21 protein-coding genes are annotated in these 19204 nt (G+C 52.4%); 6 read left to right on the plus strand and 15 right to left on the minus strand.

Annotated features, from left to right (window positions below; translation table 11 throughout):
- Positions 1-237 precede the first annotated feature (237 nt).
- The gene (locus tag ACP15Y_RS14550) at positions 238-1056 is read right to left on the minus strand and encodes a PfkB family carbohydrate kinase (protein ID WP_236114209.1); all 819 of its coding nucleotides are present in this window, start codon (positions 1054-1056) and stop codon (positions 238-240) included.
- A gap of 49 nt (positions 1057-1105) precedes the next feature.
- The gene (locus ACP15Y_RS14555; protein ID WP_424983827.1) at positions 1106-2119 is read right to left on the minus strand and encodes an SIS domain-containing protein; all 1014 of its coding nucleotides are present in this window, start codon (positions 2117-2119) and stop codon (positions 1106-1108) included.
- A gap of 331 nt (positions 2120-2450) precedes the next feature.
- Between ACP15Y_RS14555 and ACP15Y_RS14560 the strand changes: the two genes are divergently transcribed.
- The 4 genes from ACP15Y_RS14560 to ACP15Y_RS14575 all read left to right on the plus strand — a co-directional run bounded on the left by ACP15Y_RS14560 (position 2451) and on the right by ACP15Y_RS14575 (position 6524).
- Positions 2451-3275 carry a transporter substrate-binding domain-containing protein gene (locus ACP15Y_RS14560; protein WP_424983828.1) on the plus strand — a complete coding sequence of 275 codons (825 nt, stop codon included), beginning with the start codon at positions 2451-2453 and terminating at the stop codon, positions 3273-3275.
- Between the two features lie 69 nt (positions 3276-3344).
- The gene (locus tag ACP15Y_RS14565) at positions 3345-4622 is read left to right on the plus strand and encodes an NAD(P)/FAD-dependent oxidoreductase (protein ID WP_424983829.1); all 1278 of its coding nucleotides are present in this window, start codon (positions 3345-3347) and stop codon (positions 4620-4622) included.
- 24 nt (positions 4623-4646) lie between these two features.
- The gene (locus tag ACP15Y_RS14570) at positions 4647-5618 is read left to right on the plus strand and encodes an amino acid ABC transporter permease (RefSeq protein WP_236114206.1); all 972 of its coding nucleotides are present in this window, start codon (positions 4647-4649) and stop codon (positions 5616-5618) included.
- Positions 5619-5666: 48 nt separating this feature from the next.
- Positions 5667-6524 carry a DMT family transporter gene (locus ACP15Y_RS14575; RefSeq protein ID WP_424983831.1) on the plus strand — a complete coding sequence of 286 codons (858 nt, stop codon included), beginning with the start codon at positions 5667-5669 and terminating at the stop codon, positions 6522-6524.
- Here ACP15Y_RS14575 and ACP15Y_RS14580 read toward each other — a convergent pair.
- The 12 genes from ACP15Y_RS14580 to ACP15Y_RS14635 form a co-directional block, all read right to left on the minus strand.
- Entirely contained in the window at positions 6521-7240 is a 720-nt protein-coding gene (locus tag ACP15Y_RS14580) for a GntR family transcriptional regulator (protein ID WP_424983832.1), read from the minus strand. The genes ACP15Y_RS14575 and ACP15Y_RS14580 overlap by 4 nt on opposite strands.
- Positions 7241-7786: 546 nt before the next feature.
- Positions 7787-8656 carry a hypothetical protein gene (locus tag ACP15Y_RS14585; protein WP_424983833.1) on the minus strand — a complete coding sequence of 290 codons (870 nt, stop codon included), beginning with the start codon at positions 8654-8656 and terminating at the stop codon, positions 7787-7789.
- Positions 8653-9435 (minus strand): uracil-DNA glycosylase family protein, encoded by a 783-nt coding sequence (locus tag ACP15Y_RS14590; RefSeq protein WP_424983834.1) that lies wholly within the window; start codon positions 9433-9435, stop codon positions 8653-8655. The genes ACP15Y_RS14585 and ACP15Y_RS14590 overlap by 4 nt, the downstream gene beginning before the upstream one ends.
- A 1098-nt stretch (positions 9436-10533) precedes the next feature.
- A complete protein-coding gene (locus ACP15Y_RS14595; RefSeq protein WP_424983835.1) occupies positions 10534-10776 on the minus strand; it encodes a hypothetical protein in 243 nt (80 codons plus the stop codon).
- Positions 10757-10996 (minus strand): c-type cytochrome, encoded by a 240-nt coding sequence (locus ACP15Y_RS14600; protein ID WP_424983836.1) that lies wholly within the window; start codon positions 10994-10996, stop codon positions 10757-10759. Before ACP15Y_RS14600 ends, ACP15Y_RS14595 begins: the two co-directional genes overlap by 20 nt.
- Before the next feature lies 1 nt (position 10997).
- Complete coding sequence (locus tag ACP15Y_RS14605; RefSeq protein ID WP_133573048.1) at positions 10998-11663, minus strand: L,D-transpeptidase; 666 nt, start codon at positions 11661-11663, stop codon at positions 10998-11000.
- 63 nt (positions 11664-11726) lie between these two features.
- Positions 11727-12050, minus strand: coding sequence for a hypothetical protein (locus ACP15Y_RS14610; protein ID WP_424983837.1), 324 nt, complete (start codon positions 12048-12050; stop codon positions 11727-11729).
- 56 nt (positions 12051-12106) lie between these two features.
- Positions 12107-13519: a multicopper oxidase family protein gene (locus tag ACP15Y_RS14615; RefSeq protein WP_424983838.1), complete on the minus strand. Its 1413-nt coding sequence runs from the start codon at positions 13517-13519 to the stop codon at positions 12107-12109.
- Positions 13503-14408 carry a c-type cytochrome gene (locus ACP15Y_RS14620; RefSeq protein ID WP_424983839.1) on the minus strand — a complete coding sequence of 302 codons (906 nt, stop codon included), beginning with the start codon at positions 14406-14408 and terminating at the stop codon, positions 13503-13505. The genes ACP15Y_RS14615 and ACP15Y_RS14620 overlap by 17 nt, the downstream gene beginning before the upstream one ends.
- Positions 14408-15010 (minus strand): c-type cytochrome, encoded by a 603-nt coding sequence (locus ACP15Y_RS14625; protein WP_424983840.1) that lies wholly within the window; start codon positions 15008-15010, stop codon positions 14408-14410. Before ACP15Y_RS14625 ends, ACP15Y_RS14620 begins: the two co-directional genes overlap by 1 nt.
- A gap of 42 nt (positions 15011-15052) precedes the next feature.
- Positions 15053-15400 carry a hypothetical protein gene (locus tag ACP15Y_RS14630; RefSeq protein WP_424983841.1) on the minus strand — a complete coding sequence of 116 codons (348 nt, stop codon included), beginning with the start codon at positions 15398-15400 and terminating at the stop codon, positions 15053-15055.
- The gene (locus ACP15Y_RS14635) at positions 15393-15800 is read right to left on the minus strand and encodes a c-type cytochrome (RefSeq protein WP_424983842.1); all 408 of its coding nucleotides are present in this window, start codon (positions 15798-15800) and stop codon (positions 15393-15395) included. Before ACP15Y_RS14635 ends, ACP15Y_RS14630 begins: the two co-directional genes overlap by 8 nt.
- 209 nt (positions 15801-16009) lie before the next feature.
- Between ACP15Y_RS14635 and ACP15Y_RS14640 the strand changes: the two genes are divergently transcribed.
- Positions 16010-16438, plus strand: coding sequence for a c-type cytochrome (locus ACP15Y_RS14640; RefSeq protein ID WP_424983843.1), 429 nt, complete (start codon positions 16010-16012; stop codon positions 16436-16438).
- 28 nt (positions 16439-16466) lie between these two features.
- Complete coding sequence (locus ACP15Y_RS14645; RefSeq protein WP_424983844.1) at positions 16467-17798, plus strand: APC family permease; 1332 nt, start codon at positions 16467-16469, stop codon at positions 17796-17798.
- A gap of 290 nt (positions 17799-18088) precedes the next feature.
- On the opposite strand, the gene ACP15Y_RS14650 is transcribed toward ACP15Y_RS14645, so the two are convergent.
- On the minus strand, positions 18089-19111 hold the full coding sequence (locus tag ACP15Y_RS14650) for an IS110 family transposase (protein WP_424982476.1): 1023 nt from the start codon (positions 19109-19111) through the stop codon (positions 18089-18091).
- Between the last annotated feature and the right edge of the window lie 93 nt (positions 19112-19204).

A 19204-nucleotide genomic window follows, 5' to 3' on the forward strand; every position in this document is an offset into this window, starting at 1 on the left:
CAAAAAATCATTGTATTGTTCAGGATTGTCTCAAATAGGTCGAGCCGAAGGGCGATTATGTCCCGCATATCCGCCTTTAATTTAAATCCTGGCAAGCCATCCGATGAAGATCTGCTTAGGGGGATGCAATGCAAGCGGTCCCAATGTCGGCTTTTGGGATAGCGCTCTCTCGGAGACTGGTACGCGTCATAAATCTGGTGTGTGGACGCGGACATTATTTCAATTAAGGTGGATTCGTCAGGGCGTTTGGGAGGCCATTTTTTGCGGAAAACCGCCCGGGTGGCCGCAGGTGAGGGCGGCCCAGTCTCGGCCTTGTTCCAGCGATTGTTGCAGGTTTTTGCCTTTGTGCAGGGCGGCGATGACGCCTGCGGCGAAGCTGTCGCCGGCGCCGGTTGTGTCGACCACGTTGACGGGGGTGCTATTGGTTTCGGCCCAATCATGGCCGTCAAATCCGACGCTGCCCTTGGCGCCACAACTGACAATAGCGCATTTTGCGCCCTTCTTTATCAAGTCTATAGCGCGTGTGCGGGCCACGGACTTATCATCACCAGCAGAATCAAATGCGAGCGAGAGATCCTGAGGGTCTTTATCAATTGGCGCGGCATTCACGCCCAAATCCTGAGAGACAAATACATTGTGACCGCGCAAAAAGCGTTTGGTGGTGCCGCCATCTTTGAGCCAGCCGATATGCACATGGCGCATCTTTTTTAAAATGTCTAAATCAGCACAGCTGGGACGATAGAGGCCGCTGGCGCCAAATTCTTCAAAGTCAATTATGCGATCACCGGCAGGGGTGAAGGAAAGGTTTGTATAAGCGGTTGGGGCGTCAAGACGTTGAGTATGGACGTTGGACACGTTGTTTTGATTTAACGTCTTGATGGTTACATCACCATCTATATCCCGGCCAACTGCGCCGAAATAGGCTGACTTCTCTCCGTGTCGGGCCAATTGAACCGCAACATTCAGTGCATTGCCGCCCACCAGCATTTGGTGAAGGGGTGCGCCAAATCTATCGATACAATTGTCGCCGACACAAGCAAAATCAAATGATGGCATTAAACTGCCCCAACCTTAAAGATGTCGGCCGAAGACGACATCAATTCAATTAATAGGCCACGCGCTTATAATAGCGACGTGTGGTCAATGGATGATTGCGCAGGCTTTCCAAGTGTGCGCTCATGCGCTCCATCATGGTGGCCAGGGCAATCGGCGACGCATAGGCACGCGCGGTGGGAGACAGGTCGCCCATATCAAACTTTGCCGTATCAAAAATGATCAACTCATTGGTATATTGCTTGGCAAAGTTTTCAACGCGTTCCACAAGAGGCCGGTAGGCATCTTCGCCCTTGTACAACAACACACTCACATCCTTTTCCAAAAGCTCTAGCGTGCCGTGGAAAAAATGTGAGGCGTGCACAGGCCGCGTGCGGATCCACTGCATTTCCTCCAAAATGCACATGCCATAATAATGCGCTTCTGGCCATGTGTTTCCGGCGCCAGCAATGATGTGATAATCCATATTTTGAATATGGGTGGCAATCTGCGCCGCCTCGGATTCAAATTGCTGCTTTACTGAGAGCAGCACTTGCGGCAATTGATCAAGCTCTTGATAAAGAGCCTGTGCATTCTCCAGCTCGCCGCGCGCCGCCATAATAGCGTGGGCAATAGCATAGGACTGAATGTAAAAGCTTTCGCACGATGTATCATCTTCAGCAAAATTGACAAACGCCTTGTCTGCTTTTTGCGCCAAGGGCGTGTTGGCATGGCCGGTCAAAACGATCACGTGGGCGCCAGCCTTTTGCGCTGTTTCCAGCAATTCGATGCTTTCCTTGGTGGTCCCTGAAAGGGACGGGATGACCACAATGGAATTACTGCCCAAATGGACTGACCCATCGATGTTCAATTCGGCAGTGAATTCTGTGAATACGGGAAAGGCAGAGCGCTTGCGCAAGAGATCTGCCGCGGGTTCCATCAAAATCGCTGCGCCGCCTGTGCCCAGCAGAAAAATGTTTTGCGCCCCATTTTCAACTAGGCCGGCGATGTGCGGGCGCAGGGCCTGCGCCTGCGCAACCGCCCCATCCTGGATTCGCAAAAAACGCTCTGCATCAAAATTAAACATGGCTCCCCCTTCGTGAGCTAAAGTTCAAACAACTTGTTTAGGTTGTATGACAACATGCATGAGAAAATATTTTTGTCAAGCTGGCTCAAATTGACTAAAATAGATGATCACTACACGTGATGCTCACCTATAAAATACTGTGATTTCAACATATTGGTATATATATCCCCTAAACTTTAGGGTGCATATCCGCGGTTCTTTATGGTCCGCAATTATTTTATTTTTCATATATTGACAGGTGAATAAGTGCATGCAACGATTAGTTGTCATACAAATATAGAGGGTGTGGGTCGGCACGCATCGCTGATGTTTTACAAAAGGGAGTAGACAATTGAACAATGTTATTAAATTCGCGGTGGCAGGCGCATTGGCGCTGTCGACCATACAGGCGATGGCCGGTGAAACTCTGGATCGGGTGATGGACCGTGGTGAAATGGTTGTGGCCACAAATTCGGGCTGGCCTCCACAAAGCTTTCTCAATGACGACAATGAAATGGTGGGCTTTGATATTGATGTGGCCACAGAGGTTGCCAATCGTCTGGGCGTAGAGGTGCGGTTTGAAACACCTGATTGGGCCACAATGACCGGCGGTCGCTGGAAAGGGCGCTACGATTTGGGCGTTGGGTCTGTGACCCCCACCAAAGCTCGAGCGCAAGTGATCGACTTTCCGGGCACCTATTATTACAGCCCCTATGTTTGGGTGGTGCATGAAGATGCCGACATTCAAACGGTGGACGATTTGAATGGCAAGGTAATCGGTGTGGAAACCGCAACCACGTCAGAAGATTATATTCGTCGGCAATTGGATATTGCAGCGCCAGACCAGCCGCCAATCGAATATAAGGTTGAGCCAGGCGATATCCGCACCTATGCAGAATCCATGTTGCCTTTTGATGATTTGCGTCTTGGCCAAGGTGTACGGGTTGATGCGGTGATTGCACCAGAGCAAACCGCAAGGCAAGCCATTGAAAATGGCTATCCATTGCGGATCATCGAAGATGAATATGCGTTCCGTGAGCCCTTGGTGGTGATCACCGAAAAGGGTGATGAAGAATGGAACAATAAGATCACTGAAACCCTCAATGCCATGAAAGAGGAAGGCGTGATCGCAGAGTTCAGCACCAAATGGTACGGCAAAAACTACGCCGCTGAATAAGTGTAATGTGCCGGCCCTTAGGGTCGGCACATTTTCTCACCTTTGCCCCATCTCTCGGGAACCAAGACCATGAATTACGTAGACAGCTACTATGCCCGCACTGTGGTGGACCAAAAGGAGCGGCCTGCTCTTGCAGGACAGGAAGCGGCACAAATCTGCATTATTGGTGCAGGCTATGCCGGCCTCACTGCTGCGCTTGAATTGGCAAAGGCCGGCAATAAAGTCATCGTGCTTGAGGCAGATATGGTGGGGTGGGGCGCATCTGGTCGCAATGGCGGATTTGTCAGCCCCGGCTATGCAGTAGGTGAGTCGCAAATTGCAAAAAAAATTGGCAATGCTGACGCCCACACGCTGCACAATATGTCGATTGAAGGCATGGAAATTGTGCGCGACAATATTCAGCAATGTGAAATTTCATCAGCGGAACCGATTACCGGAATCACCGGGGTAACGCGATATGATAGTGGCGAAGATCTGAAAATTGCTGCAGCGCAAAGCTTGCGAGACTATGATTATCCGCTTGAGTTTTTGGACCGCGACGCTGTTCAGGATCGGCTCAAGTCCAGTTGCTATCATCAAGGCTTGCGCGACAAGAATGCGTTTCATATTCATCCGCTCAATTATGCGCGAGGCCTTGCCGCTGCGGTCGAAGCAAACGGCGGCGTGATTTTTGAACAGTCTGCTGCCCAGCGCATCGAAAAAAGTGCGGACAGCGTGTTGATACACACAAAGAATGGTCGGGTGAAAGCTGATCAAGTGGTGGTGACCACCGGTGGCTATACCGGCAACCTATTGCCCAAATTAAAGCGCGCCTTTTTGCCAATTGCCACCTATGTGTTGATCACCGAGGTCGCGCCGGAACAATTGGCACATGTGATTAAGACCCGCGATGCGATTGGCGATGATCGTCGTGCGGCGGATTATTATCGGTTGGTCGAGGGCGGCAAACGTCTCATGTGGGGCGGGCGGATCACCACCATGCCCGCCAAACCGGAACATGTGGCCCAGATTTTACGCAAACAAATGGTAGGGACATTTCCTGAACTTTCGACGCTCAAGGTTGAACTGGCCTGGTCAGGTCTCATGGCATATGCCCGCCATCAAATGCCGCAAATTGGCAAATTGAACGATCAGATTTGGTATTGCACCGCGTTTGGTGGCCATGGGCTGAACACCACAGCGATTGGCGGCACCATTGTGGCCGAAGCCCTTTTAGGCACCTCAAATCGATATGAATTATTTGCGCCATATGGCCTGAGCTGGACCGGCGGGCCCGTGGGCAAAGCTGCGGCGCAGATGACCTATTGGGGGTTGCAGGCCATGGACTGGTGGAAAGAACGTGGCTAAGCGCCACACAGCATTGGGGGGACTATGCTCAGAGAAATATTGATCAAATATCCAGAAGCCACCAAACAGGTGGGACTAAGCGTTTTGTTTGTTGCGCTCACCGCTGCATTTTACTTTGTGGGGTTGCGCGAAAACACATTTCTGGCCTTTGTTCCCGGCCTTGCACCCACGGCAGAACAGAGCCCCATTATTGTAGGCATCTTCAGCGCCACATTGGTGGCGGTACTGTTCTTTTTGAACTGGAAATTGATCAGCAAATTTGGCCGCGTACAGCAAATGCTGGTGGTGTGGGCTGAGCTTTTAGTTCTCTTGCTGATCTTTTTCTATTCATTTGATCTCAGTTTTGAATTCATTCTGCGCAAGATTGGATTTTTGGTCACGCGTGGGGTGATGACCACCCTATATATCTCTGCTGTTTCCATCGCCATTGCCACCGTCATCGCGCTTGTGGGGGCCATTGCCAAACTCTCCAAAAATGGCGCAATTTATGGCTTGGCGACGTTCTACACCTCCCTGTTTCGTGGTTTGCCACTTTTGATGCAGGTCTATTTGATTTATCTCGGATTGCCACAGCTTGGCTTTATTATCGATGCCATTCCAGCGGGGATCACCGCGTTATCGCTTTGCTATGGCGCTTATATGACTGAAATTTTTCGCGCTGGCATTCAATCCATTCCCAAAGGGCAATCTGAGGGCGCGCAAGCGTTGGGCCTCAATCACTTGCAGACCATGTGGTTGGTGATTTTGCCACAAGCCATGCGGGTGATCGTGCCGCCAACCGGCAGCCAGTTTATTGCCATGCTCAAGGATTCCTCTTTGGTGTCAGTTGTGGGCGTTTGGGAGTTGACCTACCTGTCACGCACATTGGGTCAAACCGAATTCAGACATATTGAGATGCTGATCACCGCTTCGTTGATTTATTGGCTGCTGTCCATCGGCTTGGAGTCCATCCAAGCGCGCATTGAAAACCGTTATGAACGCTCTTACCGGCGATAAATCTCCCGTGCCGGATCACCCCTCCGGCGCGCCATTAGGCATGTTGCAATGAAAATCAGTTCTGCCATCGCGCCCGCAAGCTTAGTGTGGGCGCCAGCGGCATTTGCCGTTTTGTCGTTGTGTGACGCCATGGTGAAATATCTGACCAGCCATTATTCTGTGGCACAAACTTCGATCATGGTGAGTGTGGTCGGTCTTGGCTTTACCGTGGCGCATGCCTTCATTCAAAAACGACCCAAAGCGCTCTGGCCCCTACATTCAAAAATTGCGGTTCTTCGGGCGGTGTTTTTGGGTATCGATACGGTGTTGATCTATATTGCATTTGATCTGTTGCCGCTGGCCGAAGCCTATGTGTTGGCATTTCTCACGCCCATATTGGTGGCGTTTTTCTCAGCCATTCTGTTCAAAGAAGTGTTGACCCGCAAACAATCCTTTGCGGTGATGCTTGGATTTGTGGGTGTTATCATAGTGTTGCGTCCCGGTATCTCCGTGATCGGTTGGGGGCATGTGGCGGCCCTGGGCTCAGCTTTTGTGTTCGCCGCTTCCATGTTGGTCATGCGAAATTTGAAAGCCAGTGAAACGGACTTGGCGCTGGTCAGTACCGTGTTGATTGGCCTGATTTGCTGCGCGGGATTTTTGTTACCATTCTCCGAGGTGCGTCCGCTTACAACTGATTTTGCGTTGCCATTGCTGGCCGCTGGTTTTTGCTTTTATTGTGGACACCGCTTATTGGTGCGTGCTTTACGATCGCGGGCGGCTAATCTGGTGGCCCCGTTCCAATATAGCCAGATTATTTGGGGCGTGATTTACGGGGCATTGCTGTTTGCTGCCCCAATCGAACCGATTGTGCTTTTGGGGGCCGCCATCATCATATGCGCCGGTATATTGACCTGGCAGCGCTATTAAGAGCGCACAAAACTAAATTCAAATGCATCGCCGCGATGGTAATCTTCTGCATAAACGATTGGTTCGCCGGCGGCGGTGTAAACCGTTTCGACAATGCGGAAAGCCGGGCCAAACTCTTCCAAATTATTGGCGGCAACCACGTCATCGGGTAGCATCACAGCGGCGGCTGTGGCGCTCGACATGGTGGCCTTGTGTCCGTAGCTTTCCAAAAGCGCGATCAGCGAGTCTGACCATTCCACATCGTAGATTTTGTCACTGATCAGCTGTCGTGGCACGTAATCCACACAATACATCAACACATCATCGCGATGCATGCGGATGCGCTCTAACCGCAACACCCGGTCGGAGGGCGCTATTTTTAGCGCTTCGGAAATATACGCAGGCGCTTGTTGCTCGGCAATAGACAGTACTTTATTGGTGGGGTCATACCCATTGCCTCGGGTAAGGGCGGTAACGCTTTCAAAAAGTGTAATCGGCCGCTCGACTTTGAGTTCGGCAATACCCCCAACATATCGCCCTTTGCCGTGATGCACATAAATGGTGCCGCTTTGCTCCAACAGTTTTAGAGCTTCCCGCAAGGCGGTGCGCGACACGCCATATTTTGAAGCCAGCGCCGCTTCTGTTGGCAATTTGTCACCCGCTTTAAAGTCACCATTGGCAATGAAGGCGGCCAATTTGTCTCTAAGTTCCAATACAATTGTGCGCGCTGTTCCCATTATTATCAAAGTTCTCCGTCAAGCTAAATCACTCATCATACAAGTATCGACTACAGATAAGTTTAACAAGTTTTAAGCCAAAATTCGCACGTGGATAAGAGCTCTATAATCGTCAGGGAGCTCGCGTTAGATCGAGCACAGCGTAAACATATGCATTAAATTCGCCGTGGAGGCAAAGCAGTGTTTGCGCGGCGCAAGTTGAAAACTATCCGGGAACCGAATGTCTGCTTTTGGGATAAAGTCAAAGCCAAAGTGTGAAACGGCAGCAGGGAGCCCATACTTCCGCGACCTTGCCGAACCTTCGTTGTGCGTGCATTCGTTCGGTCTTTAGGCAAAGGCGGCCCGTTACCCGACCTAGAAACAAAAGCCTCGTTTCACGCTTTCAATCCGGATTTTCGTTGCCTGACTATAACCTTCCTCATGTCCGTCAGCCACGATCGCCTGGAAATTTCGCGGCACTCGATGTGCAGTGCTTCATTTCCTAGCCTTGGATCTCTGCTCTGACACGCAGGCTTGCCCCGGCTATGGGCAAGCCTGCGTCGCCGCTTAGCGCGCTCTTAGCAGTGTCTCGACCGCTCGGCCCGCGAAAGCAGCAGGGTCGATTCCCAGGGCGGACGCAGTTCGACACAAGTACTCGACGTCGCAAGCGACGGAGTCACCCGACAGCAACCCTGCCAACCAAGTCCCATCGACCTCCGCCTTTGCAATCAGGTCCTCGACCTCCATCTGGCGCTCGGCCAACAGCGTCCGGAGTTCCACGATCAGCGGAGAGGCATCTTCCGTCTCGTCTTCAAGCTGAAGGGTCCGGACAAATCCCCGACGACGTAGCAGCCAGGGTTCCGCCAGCTCTGCGCTGACTCGTGCAGGCTTGCCTTCGGTTTTGATGCCATCGGCGCTCAACGAGGTCCGCACCGCTGTTTCGCCGATCCCGGCAAGCAGCGACAGCTGACGGATGGTAAGGGCCGAGCCATTTATCAGTCCGACGCGTGCACGGGCCATCTCAAGCGTCCGGCGCAGCGCGCTGTCCTCATGCCCCAAGGCGGTCAGCTCTCCGCCGAAGCTGGTTCGAGGTGCTCCTTCTAGGAAGACCTCCAGATCATTCCAATCGGCTTCATCGAAGGCTGTACGCTCAACCGCGGTGCCGGTCTGCAAGGCAAAGGCACAGGCACGCTCGATATGCCGACTAATCCAGAAACGGCTCAGATCAATGTTACTTATTTGGATTTCGACGTCACCCGGCATGGAGCCCAACGAGAAATCCTCCAGCGAGATACCTAGGAAGGCTTCTGCCTGTTCATTCTCCCCGGTGGTCACTATTATCTGGCATGCGATACCGAGAAGCACGCTACGTAGGTCGTTCAGCACTTCAATCACGATCTCGTCTGCAGAGGGGGCAGAAGTTGTGCGACGGCTCATAGGGCACCGCCTTTCAGTTTGGAAATCTGCTTCTCAAGCCGCTTGAAGGCGGCGCAGAGGGCAGCCCCATTTGTTTGACGTGACGCTGCCTGTGGTGACTTGCGCCCAAGAAAGACCGCAACGCGTTCCGCGTTAGCGCCGCTAGGGTGCGGCATCCCGGCAAGCACACGTTCCTCCATTAAGACGCCGCGCTGTACCAAGTGCTTCAGGGCTTCCTCTGCCTTTGGCCCCAGTGGAAGCCAGAGCGCCTCGGGAAGTTGCCGCGCCTCCTCAGCCAAGTAAGTGTCGATCATCTGTCGCAGCATCGGCGTCTTCAGCATGTTTGGCGTTCCATTATAGTTCTTGCCCTGCCGGAACACTGGATAGCGCAGCGCCGACGTGAAATGAACCTGATCGCTGCCCGCTTCAAACAATTGCTCCGAGGACGAAAGGTAGAAGTATTCAGCCACGCCGATCGCATCCAGCATCGCAACGAGGTTGGTGCGCATTGGGCCGCTGAAGCTGGCGTGGGACTTGGCCCGAGCCAGAGCGTCCGTCACATCCGCACCCGCCACGATTGCAGCGCGGCTGGCCGTGAGTGACGCGGTGGCCTGAGCTGCGCCAGGAGTAATGCCTACAATGACTAGACGTGCGTTTGGCGTGATGTGGTCAAATGGCGCGTAAGCGATCCGAAGCTCACCCTCTTCCGCGATAGTCAGTGCAGGCGATGCGAGGTGCGCCTTAGCAGCGTCGGTTGCGATCAAGGAGAGATATTTCTGAGGAATGATGGAATTTTCCAAGGCTCAATTTCCTTTTGTAGGTGGTTGTTAGTGAAAGCGGCGGGAGGTCGCTCTTGCTACCGTGACGACTTTAGACCCCGAAGTGACGAGGTAGACGTCATGGAACCGACGAAGCCGCTCAAGCTCCTGCGGAGACAAGTCGTTAGCTGCCAACTCAATCGAAGTGCGATCCAGCCTCAGGCCAGTGCAACCACGCGTGCTGTAGCTGGCGCCATAAACATAAATCGCGGCGATTACACCTTCGGGGACTGATCGCTGTGCTGCCCGTCGACTTGCGTGTTTCGTAAGTTCCATGTTGACCTCCTTAGTATGAATGTAACATACACATATACTTTTCCGGGGTCAATAGAAAATATATTAAATATACCTATATATACTCAAATTGATCAAAGCACATAAATGACTGATATTAATAATAAATACGCCCAGCCAGACCGAAGAGTGGTGCCAAAATCAGGATCATATGCGTCATCTAGATTCCGAACGCGGACCCATGCACAATTAGAATCGAATGGGCGACGGCTCTTTACATTTAATGCGCCAAGCTCTGAGATCGGGTAAGTTGCGTTTACCAGGATAGGTGCGGGCGAATTGCACCACCCGCAGTGAGCCATGTGTTCGCACCAGAATAACGCGGCACGGCAATCTTCCAAATGGCAAAGCTAAGTCTGAACGGGCCACCGAGGGGTAGCTACTGCGAAAAGCCGCTGCTCAATGTGACCCAGTCTGCGCGTGCTGTGAACGACGGCATTAGACCGATTTGCAGACCTTAATCCATATCCTAGCAAATCGGTTGACGTAGGTCCGCTTTTAGGAATTCAAATCAAATAGTCCCAATGTCAGCTTTTGGGATTTTTTACACTGGCGACGTAGTCGAGACTTGAAATGCGGAAGGGGTCGATTTTGGAGACCGACCCTGCTGTTCTCAGCATAAATCTGGACACTTTCGGATATCGACGTGGCGTCTCCGAAATAAACGCTGAGATAGCGCACAGGTCTATTCGTCTTTATATGACCCAGGCGCAACCAACGAGCGAGCGCACATCAGAGTGCCGCGGAGGCACATTGAAGCGCCTCCGCGTGAGGATAGGCGCCCCTCTAAGTGCCACCAGCGTTCATTTGGTCGTGACGCTGCTGAATTTCTTCTGGCCAAGTGGATTTAATATAAACCAAAACCGCGATGATTTGATCGTCGCTCAGCACCTCCTCATAAACCGGCAAATCTGTTTGATAGTCTGGATTGTTGATTAGCCGTGCGATCCCATATTTGTTCAGGTTGAACAGCAACTCATTACTATGATGCCAAGTGTGGCCCGTCTCATCATGCGGCGGCGCCGGCATGCGGGCATTTGACTTCGCCTTTAAGATTGTCACCATGGCATGCGGCACAATTGGCGGCATATATTTCCTCGCCTTTCGCCACCACTTGTGTGTTTTTATAAGGAAGAAGGCCCGTTTGTGCCTCTGCCTGTGGCGCTGCATATTGGGCATACCCCCAATATCCACCTGCTAAAATCAGCGCGGCCACCGCGCCGAGTGTCCATTTATTCAAGTTTTTCATTTTACATCACCACTATGGGGGTCTTATTCGGGACCCGCTGATAGAGATCGATAATATCGTGATTAAATAGCCTTACGCAGCCGCTGGAGACCGCTTTGCCAATGCTCCAATATTCGGGTGTGCCGTGCAGCCGATAAAGCGTGTCCCGTCCATCCTTAAAAATGTAAAGCGCACGGGCACCCAGCGGATTTTTCAACCCCGGCTGCATACCGCCATTTTCATGGCTATATTTTTCCAGATGCGGCTCCCGTTTGATCATTTCAGCAGGCGGTGTCCAGGTCGGCCATTTGCGTTTCCATTGCACCATGGCGCTGCCCGACCAAGAAAAGCCGGCGCGACCCAGGCCAACGCCATACCGTATCGCTTTGTTGTCCGGCTGCACCAGATAGAGGAAAAACGACGACGTATCGACGATGATCGTGCCCACAGGTTCTTTGGTGCGATAGCGCACAGTTTGACGATAATACTGCGGGTCGATTTTTTCCACCGGCAGGGCTGCGATCGGAAAACGCTCTTTCGGCAAAGGCCCATAGAGCGCTTTCGCCGCAGATAAATCAGGGGCATCGCTGGCCGTCGTTGTGCAACCAGCCAACACGCCAGTAAGCGCAAAAGCGCCTGCGCCTTTCAGCATATGTCGCCGTTCCAGCGAGAAATAAGATGAGTTCATTTTTACCACATATAACAATAAGCCATGCGCGCGGGCGCTGGCAGTCCAACATCAAAAGGTGAATTAGATGTGGTGAAATATGGGGGGTGGTCCGTTGGGCCATTCCTGGATGGCCCGCATCGGCAAGATGAATGTTTCGGATGCGCGCTCCAGCTTTGGAGGCATCACAAGTGCAACACCACTTAGGATGGCGTGTACACACTCGCTGGCACAATCTGTTGCACCCAATGTGGCCGAATTATCATCACAGCAGCCATGCACATTCTTCACCGATTGCACATAAACATCGACCAGCGCAAAGCTTTTGCCTTGCGCTGCATTGCTGGCCATGCCGAGCTGGCCCAACAACAATGTGGCTGCGACCAATAGGGTGAAAATCCGGATCATAAACACAATCTAACCGCGACGAAGCGCCATTTCCAGTCCAAACATGTACACCAGTTTCAAACCGTCACTTCAAACCAGGCATTCATGCCCGATGCCGCATGCTCAAGCATATGGCAATGGAACAGCCATTTCCCCGCATTGTCCGTTACAAACGCAATGCGCGTTGATTGCTCCGCCCCCACCAAGAACGTGTCACGCCACAATGGGCTTTGCTCAACGCCGCGTCCATCACGATCCTCGATCAGGAAGTGATGTCCATGCACATGCATCGCGTGCATAAAGGCGGTGATGTTGGAGACATTCAACTCCACAGTCTGCCCCTTCTTCACCCTGAACAGCGGTTCCTCAGCCAGGTTGGCGACATTGTTGAAGGCCCAAAACTGCTTGGTGCGTTGAAAACCGCCACTGTCCAGCTTTTCACCCTGATAATAGATATTATCTAGCCGGCCCATCGCCCCGCCGGTCATGCGCAAGTCAAACTTGAACCGATCTTCTGCCGCTGGCATGGGCAATTTGTTTGGTGTTGGCACCGTAAACGCCGCCGCTTTTTGCTCTGACGTCTCCACTTCAAATGAGCAAAAGGCAAATGGCTCTTGTGACAGTTCCTCAAGCACAAAATCCTCTTCCGGCTCCACCAGCAAATCCACACGTTGGGCGGGGCCAAGCAATAAGGGTGTATAGCCAAGCTCCATCGGGGCATCGGGCAGAGCCTGCCCATCAAATGCAAGGATTTTGCCGCCAAATCGTCCGGGATCAATGTCCAGAATGCGCGAATTGCTGGCATTGATCAGCCGCAATCGACTGGGTGCATTCTTGGGCAGTGAGATATTTGGCAGGCTTTGGCCGTTCACCGTCAGCCAATTGCCGAGACGCCCTCCGTGGCTCCAGTCCATAGGAGCACCTAAACTCGCTGCATCAAACTTGCCTTCGCCGTCCAATCGCCAATCATCAATAATCAAAAGATGATCTTGCGCGTCCGGCAAAACGGTGCCGTCCGCGGGTTCAACAATCAAGCCGCCATAAAGGCCGCGGGCCACTTGTTCCCAGCTTTTGTGGTGCGCGTGATACCAATAGGTGCCGGCATCAGGGGCCACAAATTCATAGGTGAAGCTCTCACCGGGCGGCACAGGGTCTTGCGTTAATCCAGACACACCATCCATTTCATTAGCAATCCGCAATCCGTGCCAATGAATAGAAGTTGGTTCCGGCAAGGCGTTGGTGAATTCAATGGTCACCCGCTCCCCTTGCTTGATGCGCAAGGTTGGCGCAGCCACCTGTCCATTATAGCTCCACAAAGTGGATTCTTGAGCATCAGGGGCGGGGTGCAATTTGTGCTGCACCGGTTGTGCTACCAGCTTGAAGGAGGTTCCGTCCCGCTCTTCTGCCAGGCTTATCGACGGCACCACAACCAACGCCGCCACGCCGCCGCCTAATAGCTTTAGCGCATCTCGTCTACTGGTCTGCAACATTGGTCTCTCCCAGCAAATAAATCGAAATGGCCTCAAGGTCTTTCGGTGCGAGAAATGATGTGCCGTCACGCACCACTTCAACCATGCTACCGCCGAACACGTCGCCATCTGGCTTCACGCCACTTTTTAACGCATAAGCAAGCGCACTGTGGGTCCAGCCCTTATCCATAAGGGCAGATGCATGAATGGCAGGTGTTTTGCCGCCCGTTGGAAGTTTGTTCGCACCTTGTAATTCAAAGCTCGCCTTCCGCGCCCCGGCAAAATTACGTGGGGTATGGCATGCGCCGCAATGGGCGGGCCCTTTCACGATATATTTGCCGCGGTTCCAAGCATCCGAATGGTTCTCATCCGGCTCAAAAGGAGAAAAGTCCACAAACGCCGCGCGCCACAATTTCAGTCCCGGCCGGAAGTTAAACGGAAACTTCATTGCGTGCGGCACAGACGGTTCGTCCACGGCAGGCACGGTTTGAAATGCCGCCCATAAATCGGCAATGTCCTGATCCGGCATCTTGGCATAAAACGGATATGGAAATGATGGGTAATAGGGTTCCCCTTCTGGAGAGATGCCTTGGCGCACCGCCTTGGCAAACTCATCAATCGTCCAGTCACCCATGCCATGTTCGCCGGACTGGGTAAGGTTGGGCGAGTAAAAAGTGCCAAAATCCGTAGCTAACTTCACGCCGCCAGCCAAAGGGGCACCGCCATTTTCACCGTCTGTATGGCAAGCGATACAGCCCGACATTCTAGCCAAATAGGCGCCGCGTTTGGCATTACCTTCAAGTTGTTTCAGTTCAGGTGGATTGCCAATGGGCCAAAACACAAGGGCAACGGTGGACGCAACAGCTACCGCTGTTGCGCCCATCAAAAGCACAATTAGTCTTTTCACCATTACTTTTTCTCGATGCGAAATTTGCCATGACAACTGGCACAGGTTTGCGCCAGCATATTGAACACGCCATCGGCGGGCATATTGGCCAGCTCTTCGGTGTCCATCATTTGCGTACCGCCCATCATGCCATCCGCACTGCCCATCATGTCCGAGCTATCCATCATACCCGAACCACTCATCATATCTGAGCTTTCCATCATGCCACTATTGTTCTGGCCTTGCATCATCAGCCCATTCGGCGCCGCGGCTTCCAAAGCAACGGCATAGGTTTCGAGCTGTTTCGCAAGAACTTCAAACTCCGACCCATCGGACCAGATTTCAGGCTTCGCTTCTGAAGGCGCACCATCACTTCCTTCGGGAAACAGTTCGGTCAGCGCTTCACCCGCATGTTGCTGAATGGTTTGCGCATTGGTTTTGACCACATCAGCATCATAATCGACATCACCACGCATCATCGACGATAGGGATTTAACGGCATTCCCCATCGCCATCATGCCGTCCATACGTTCTTTAACAACACCGGTTGCACCCCCGTGGGCCAGCGCAGCCCCGGTGATTGCCAATGAAAACACAGCGCCGATTGTAAGTTCAATTTTATTCATGATCGTCCTCTAAATTTTTGAAAAGCGGTTTGGGCTCAACATTTAGAGTCGGGGGGGAGGTATCTCCTGAGCGATCGACCGCGCCAAAAGCATCTGCAAATTGCTCTGAGCATAACTATGGGCGATGGCCACAAAACCAGTCGGTAAATGCCAACCGCTGATAGCAATTTTAACGCCGCAATGTACGCTTGCTTGATCATCACAACCCATTTCATAGCCAGTCGAGGCCTCATGGGCATGTGTATCTTGCGCCACCACCTCGTGTCCGTGATCGCCAAAAACCAACGTCGCACCATTAACAGGCAATGCTGTCGCAATGGCGAGCACAAATGCGAGCGCCAAAAACGTCACATTATGCACACTGAGTTTATGACAAGTCGTTTTAATCAATCCCGTTTGCCACCTGCAGTTTTCGGATATAGGCAATTATCGCCTGCATATCGCTTTCCTCAATGTCGACAGCTGGCATGTTGCCAAACGGCCAGTGATGAGCACGAACACCATTTCGTGCGGCCAGCATAAACGCAATGTCTGCATGATGGGAAGGCTCATAAATCTTATGCACAAGCGGCGGCCCAAGCCCTTCAAGTCCAGTTGCATTTTCGCCATGGCAACTGGCACAATTTTCATCAAACTTTGCTTTTCCAAGCGCCGTCTGCCCATTCACCTCAATCGGCGTTACTGAAACCATCGGCGCACGCGTCGGTGCAGGCGTGTTGCTCTGCACATAAAGGAAAGCCATTAGCGCCACAATGGCCAGCGCGGAGATGATCAGGACATTCTTGTTCATGCTACTCTTCTGCCTAGACAAAAAGTCCAAATTTAGGCGTTGGTTGACTTCTAGACGGAAGATGTAGGTTCCAGCTGGGGGAAGGTCAATCAACCAGTATTGGTTTGCCGAAGTTAAATCGTCGCAGTGCGCCACTTCTCTCTTGACCTTCCAGCACTGGAAGGTTGCAACCTAGGCGCAAACTAGATTTGCGGGGGAAGGATGCAGCATTGAAGTATGTTTTGTTGGGATTTGTAATCCTTGGGTTCATCGGGGTGGGATATAACATGCTCACCGCAACGAACTACCCTGACACTCAAAATATGTCAGGACGCGTCGCGGTCAACGCAACAGAGCTTTCCCCCTTAGCAGCAAAGGGCGAAGAAATCTTTAAAGCCAACTGCGCCAGCTGCCATGGTGAAAATGCAGGCGGCAGCGATAGCGGGCCACCATTGGTGCACGATATCTACAATCCGGGCCATCATGGCGACGGCGCATTTTTAAGCGCAGCGCAAAATGGTGTGCCCCAACACCACTGGAACTTTGGCAATATGCCGCCGCAACCGGATATGACCCAATTGCACATTGCCGCTATCGTCAAATATATTCGGGAACTGCAGGTGGCCAACGGCGTTGAGTACCAAGCACATAATATGTGATCGATAACACGGCCACGAAGGGGGAGAGATGGAAAGCGACCAAAAAGAAGGTGACTATAAGGCCAACTCAATTTCCTTGAGCGGCACAGTTGCCATGGGCACCGGCGTTATGATTGGCGCAGGTATTTTCGCCCTCACCGGGCAGATGGCCGAACTCGCGGGCAACCTATTCCCACTCTCCTTTATCATCGGCGCATTTGTCACCCTGTTCAGCGCCTATAGCTACATCAAAATGTCGAACGCCTGGCCTTCCGCCGGAGGCATCGCGATGATCTTGCAAAAATGTTATGGCGCGGGCGCCGTTGCGGCGGGAGCAGCCTTGCTCATGGCCTTGAGCATGGTGATCGCAGAAAGCTTGGTGGCGCGCACCTTTGCCACCTATGTGTTGCGGTTCTTTGATATCTCCGGCGGCATATTGGTGCCTATTCTGGCAGTTGGCGTTATATTTTTCGCCTTTATTGTCAATATTGCAGGCAACCGCTCCATCGGGATGATTTCCATTGTGATGGCTGTGTTTAAAATCGCTGGTATCGGCTTGTTTGGTGGCGCGGCGCTTTGGGCCAGCGGCTTTGATTTCTCGATGGCCCAAACAGCTTCTTCAAATGTCGATGGGTTCGGCTTTGTCGCCTCAATCGCCTTTGGCATTCTCGCCTTTAAAGGCTTTACCACCATCACCAATAGCGGCGCTGAAGTCGAAAACCCACACAAGAATGTGGGTCGCGCCATCGTGATTTCGATCCTGATTTGCACCGCCACCTATTTGGTGGTGGCCTTCGGCGTGAACGCCAGCCTGCCCATTGACCAGATCATCGCGGCCAAAGACTATGCGTTGGCAGAAGCTGCTGAGCCTGCCTTGGGGCAAATTGGCTTTACGCTCACCATCCTATTGGCCGCGATTGCGACCGCGTCGGGCGTTATTGCCAGCATTTTTGCAGTGTCGCGCATGTTGGCCATGCTCACCGATATGAAGATGATCCCGCACAGCCATTTCGGCATGAGCGGCACAATCCAACGGCACACATTGATCTACACCGTGGTGATTGCCTCATTTCTTGCGATCTTTTTCGATCTGAGCCGCATTGCGTCGCTCGGTGCTTTTTTCTATCTGGTGATGGATATGCTGGTGCATTGGGGCGTGTTCCGCCATCGCCGAAAAGAGATCGGCGCTTCCCCCTATATCCTGATCGCCGCGCTGGTTTTTGATGCCGTCGTGCTTGCCGCGTTTAGCATAACCAAAGCGGGCAGCGACCCTACCATTGTGATCATCGCGTGGGTGGCCATCGCCGTGGTCTTTGCTTTTGAGCGGATTTATCTCGGCGAATGGATTGCTAGCGGGGGACGACATGAACATCAATCATGATTGCTGACAGCCCTGCTTGCCAAACTGGAGTTGCTGAGCGAGTCCCAATGTCCTGTGTGGATGGCTCCGTAATTGCAAGTACTTTTTGTGACTTATTTCCGAGATCAGATACAGTCCTGTGTCCGGCCTATTGATGCAGGTTTATGCTGCTGGCCCTGATGATTTCCGCGAACCAAGTCCCATTCCGCTTGGCGGACTATTTATGTCCCCGGACATTGGCGGGGTGTCTTGGCTCTCCGGCTGGCCCGGATATTCATCACATCATACGTTCTTGCAAACTTATTCTCTTTTTAGGTTGTACTCATCTCCCTGTACGGTTCGCCATTGGTGAGCACCGCCCATGCTATGCGAGCTGTTTTGTTTGCCATAGCAACGGCCGCGAGCTTTACGGGCTTGCGCTCGAGCAGGCTGAGCATCCATGGATCAGCTCTTTCAGGTTTGGTTTTGGCAGCGCGCACGCGACTTGCCATGCCGTTGACCAAAAGCTTGCGTAGATATTGATTGCCCATGCGACTTATGCGCCCCAACACTTGTTTACCACCACTCGATTTGTTGAGTGGCGTCAGGCCGATCCAGGCAGCAAAGTCGCGAGCACTTCGAAACTGCCTTCCATTGCCGATGGTCGCAACGATGGCGGAGGCTGTTAGGGGCCCGATGCCGGGTATGGTTCGTAGTAGTTCAATGCGTTCATCCTGCTTGGCCTGCTCAGAGATGGTCTTGTCCAGCCTGGCGATGCGCAAATCAAGATCAATCAATTGATCGCACAGCAGCGCAATGACATCTTCAGCACTCTCGGGAATTTCCAAAAGTTCGCCAACCTGCATCTCGCGCGCAAGGCGGCGCAAATGATCAATGCCTCTGGGAATAATAATCCCAAACTCGGCGAGCAAACCACGGATCATGTTTACCAGCTGGGTGCGTTGATTGATCAGTGCCTGACGAACACTATGTTGGCTTAATATAGCTTGCTGGTCTTCTGTCTTGATGGCCACAAACCGCATGCTGGGACGTGTGACAGCCTCGCAGATAGCAGCAGCGTCTGCCGCATCCGATTTGCCGCGTTTAACATAGGCTTTTACGTAAGTGGCTGGCATCAATTTTACTTCATGACCCAGCGTCGTCAGCTCACGCGCCCAATAATGGCTCGATGCACAAGCCTCTATACCAATCAAGCAGGGGGCTAATTTTGCGAAGAAGGGCAGCATTTGGGCGCGACGTAAGGGTTTGTTGAAAGCGACCGATCCATCTTCATAAACGCCGTGGACCTGAATAACATTCTTGGCAAGATCAACGCCAATTGTGATAATCTGCATTTGTGGCTCCTATACTAGCAGTGATAACACCTGCCATTATGGCGCATTTAACGCCGGTGTGTAGGAGCCATCCACACCATCCGCTATTGGGAT

Origin of the sequence: Maritalea sp. S77 (assembly GCF_049801075.1) — a bacterium.
GTDB lineage: Bacteria > Pseudomonadota > Alphaproteobacteria > Rhizobiales > Devosiaceae > Maritalea.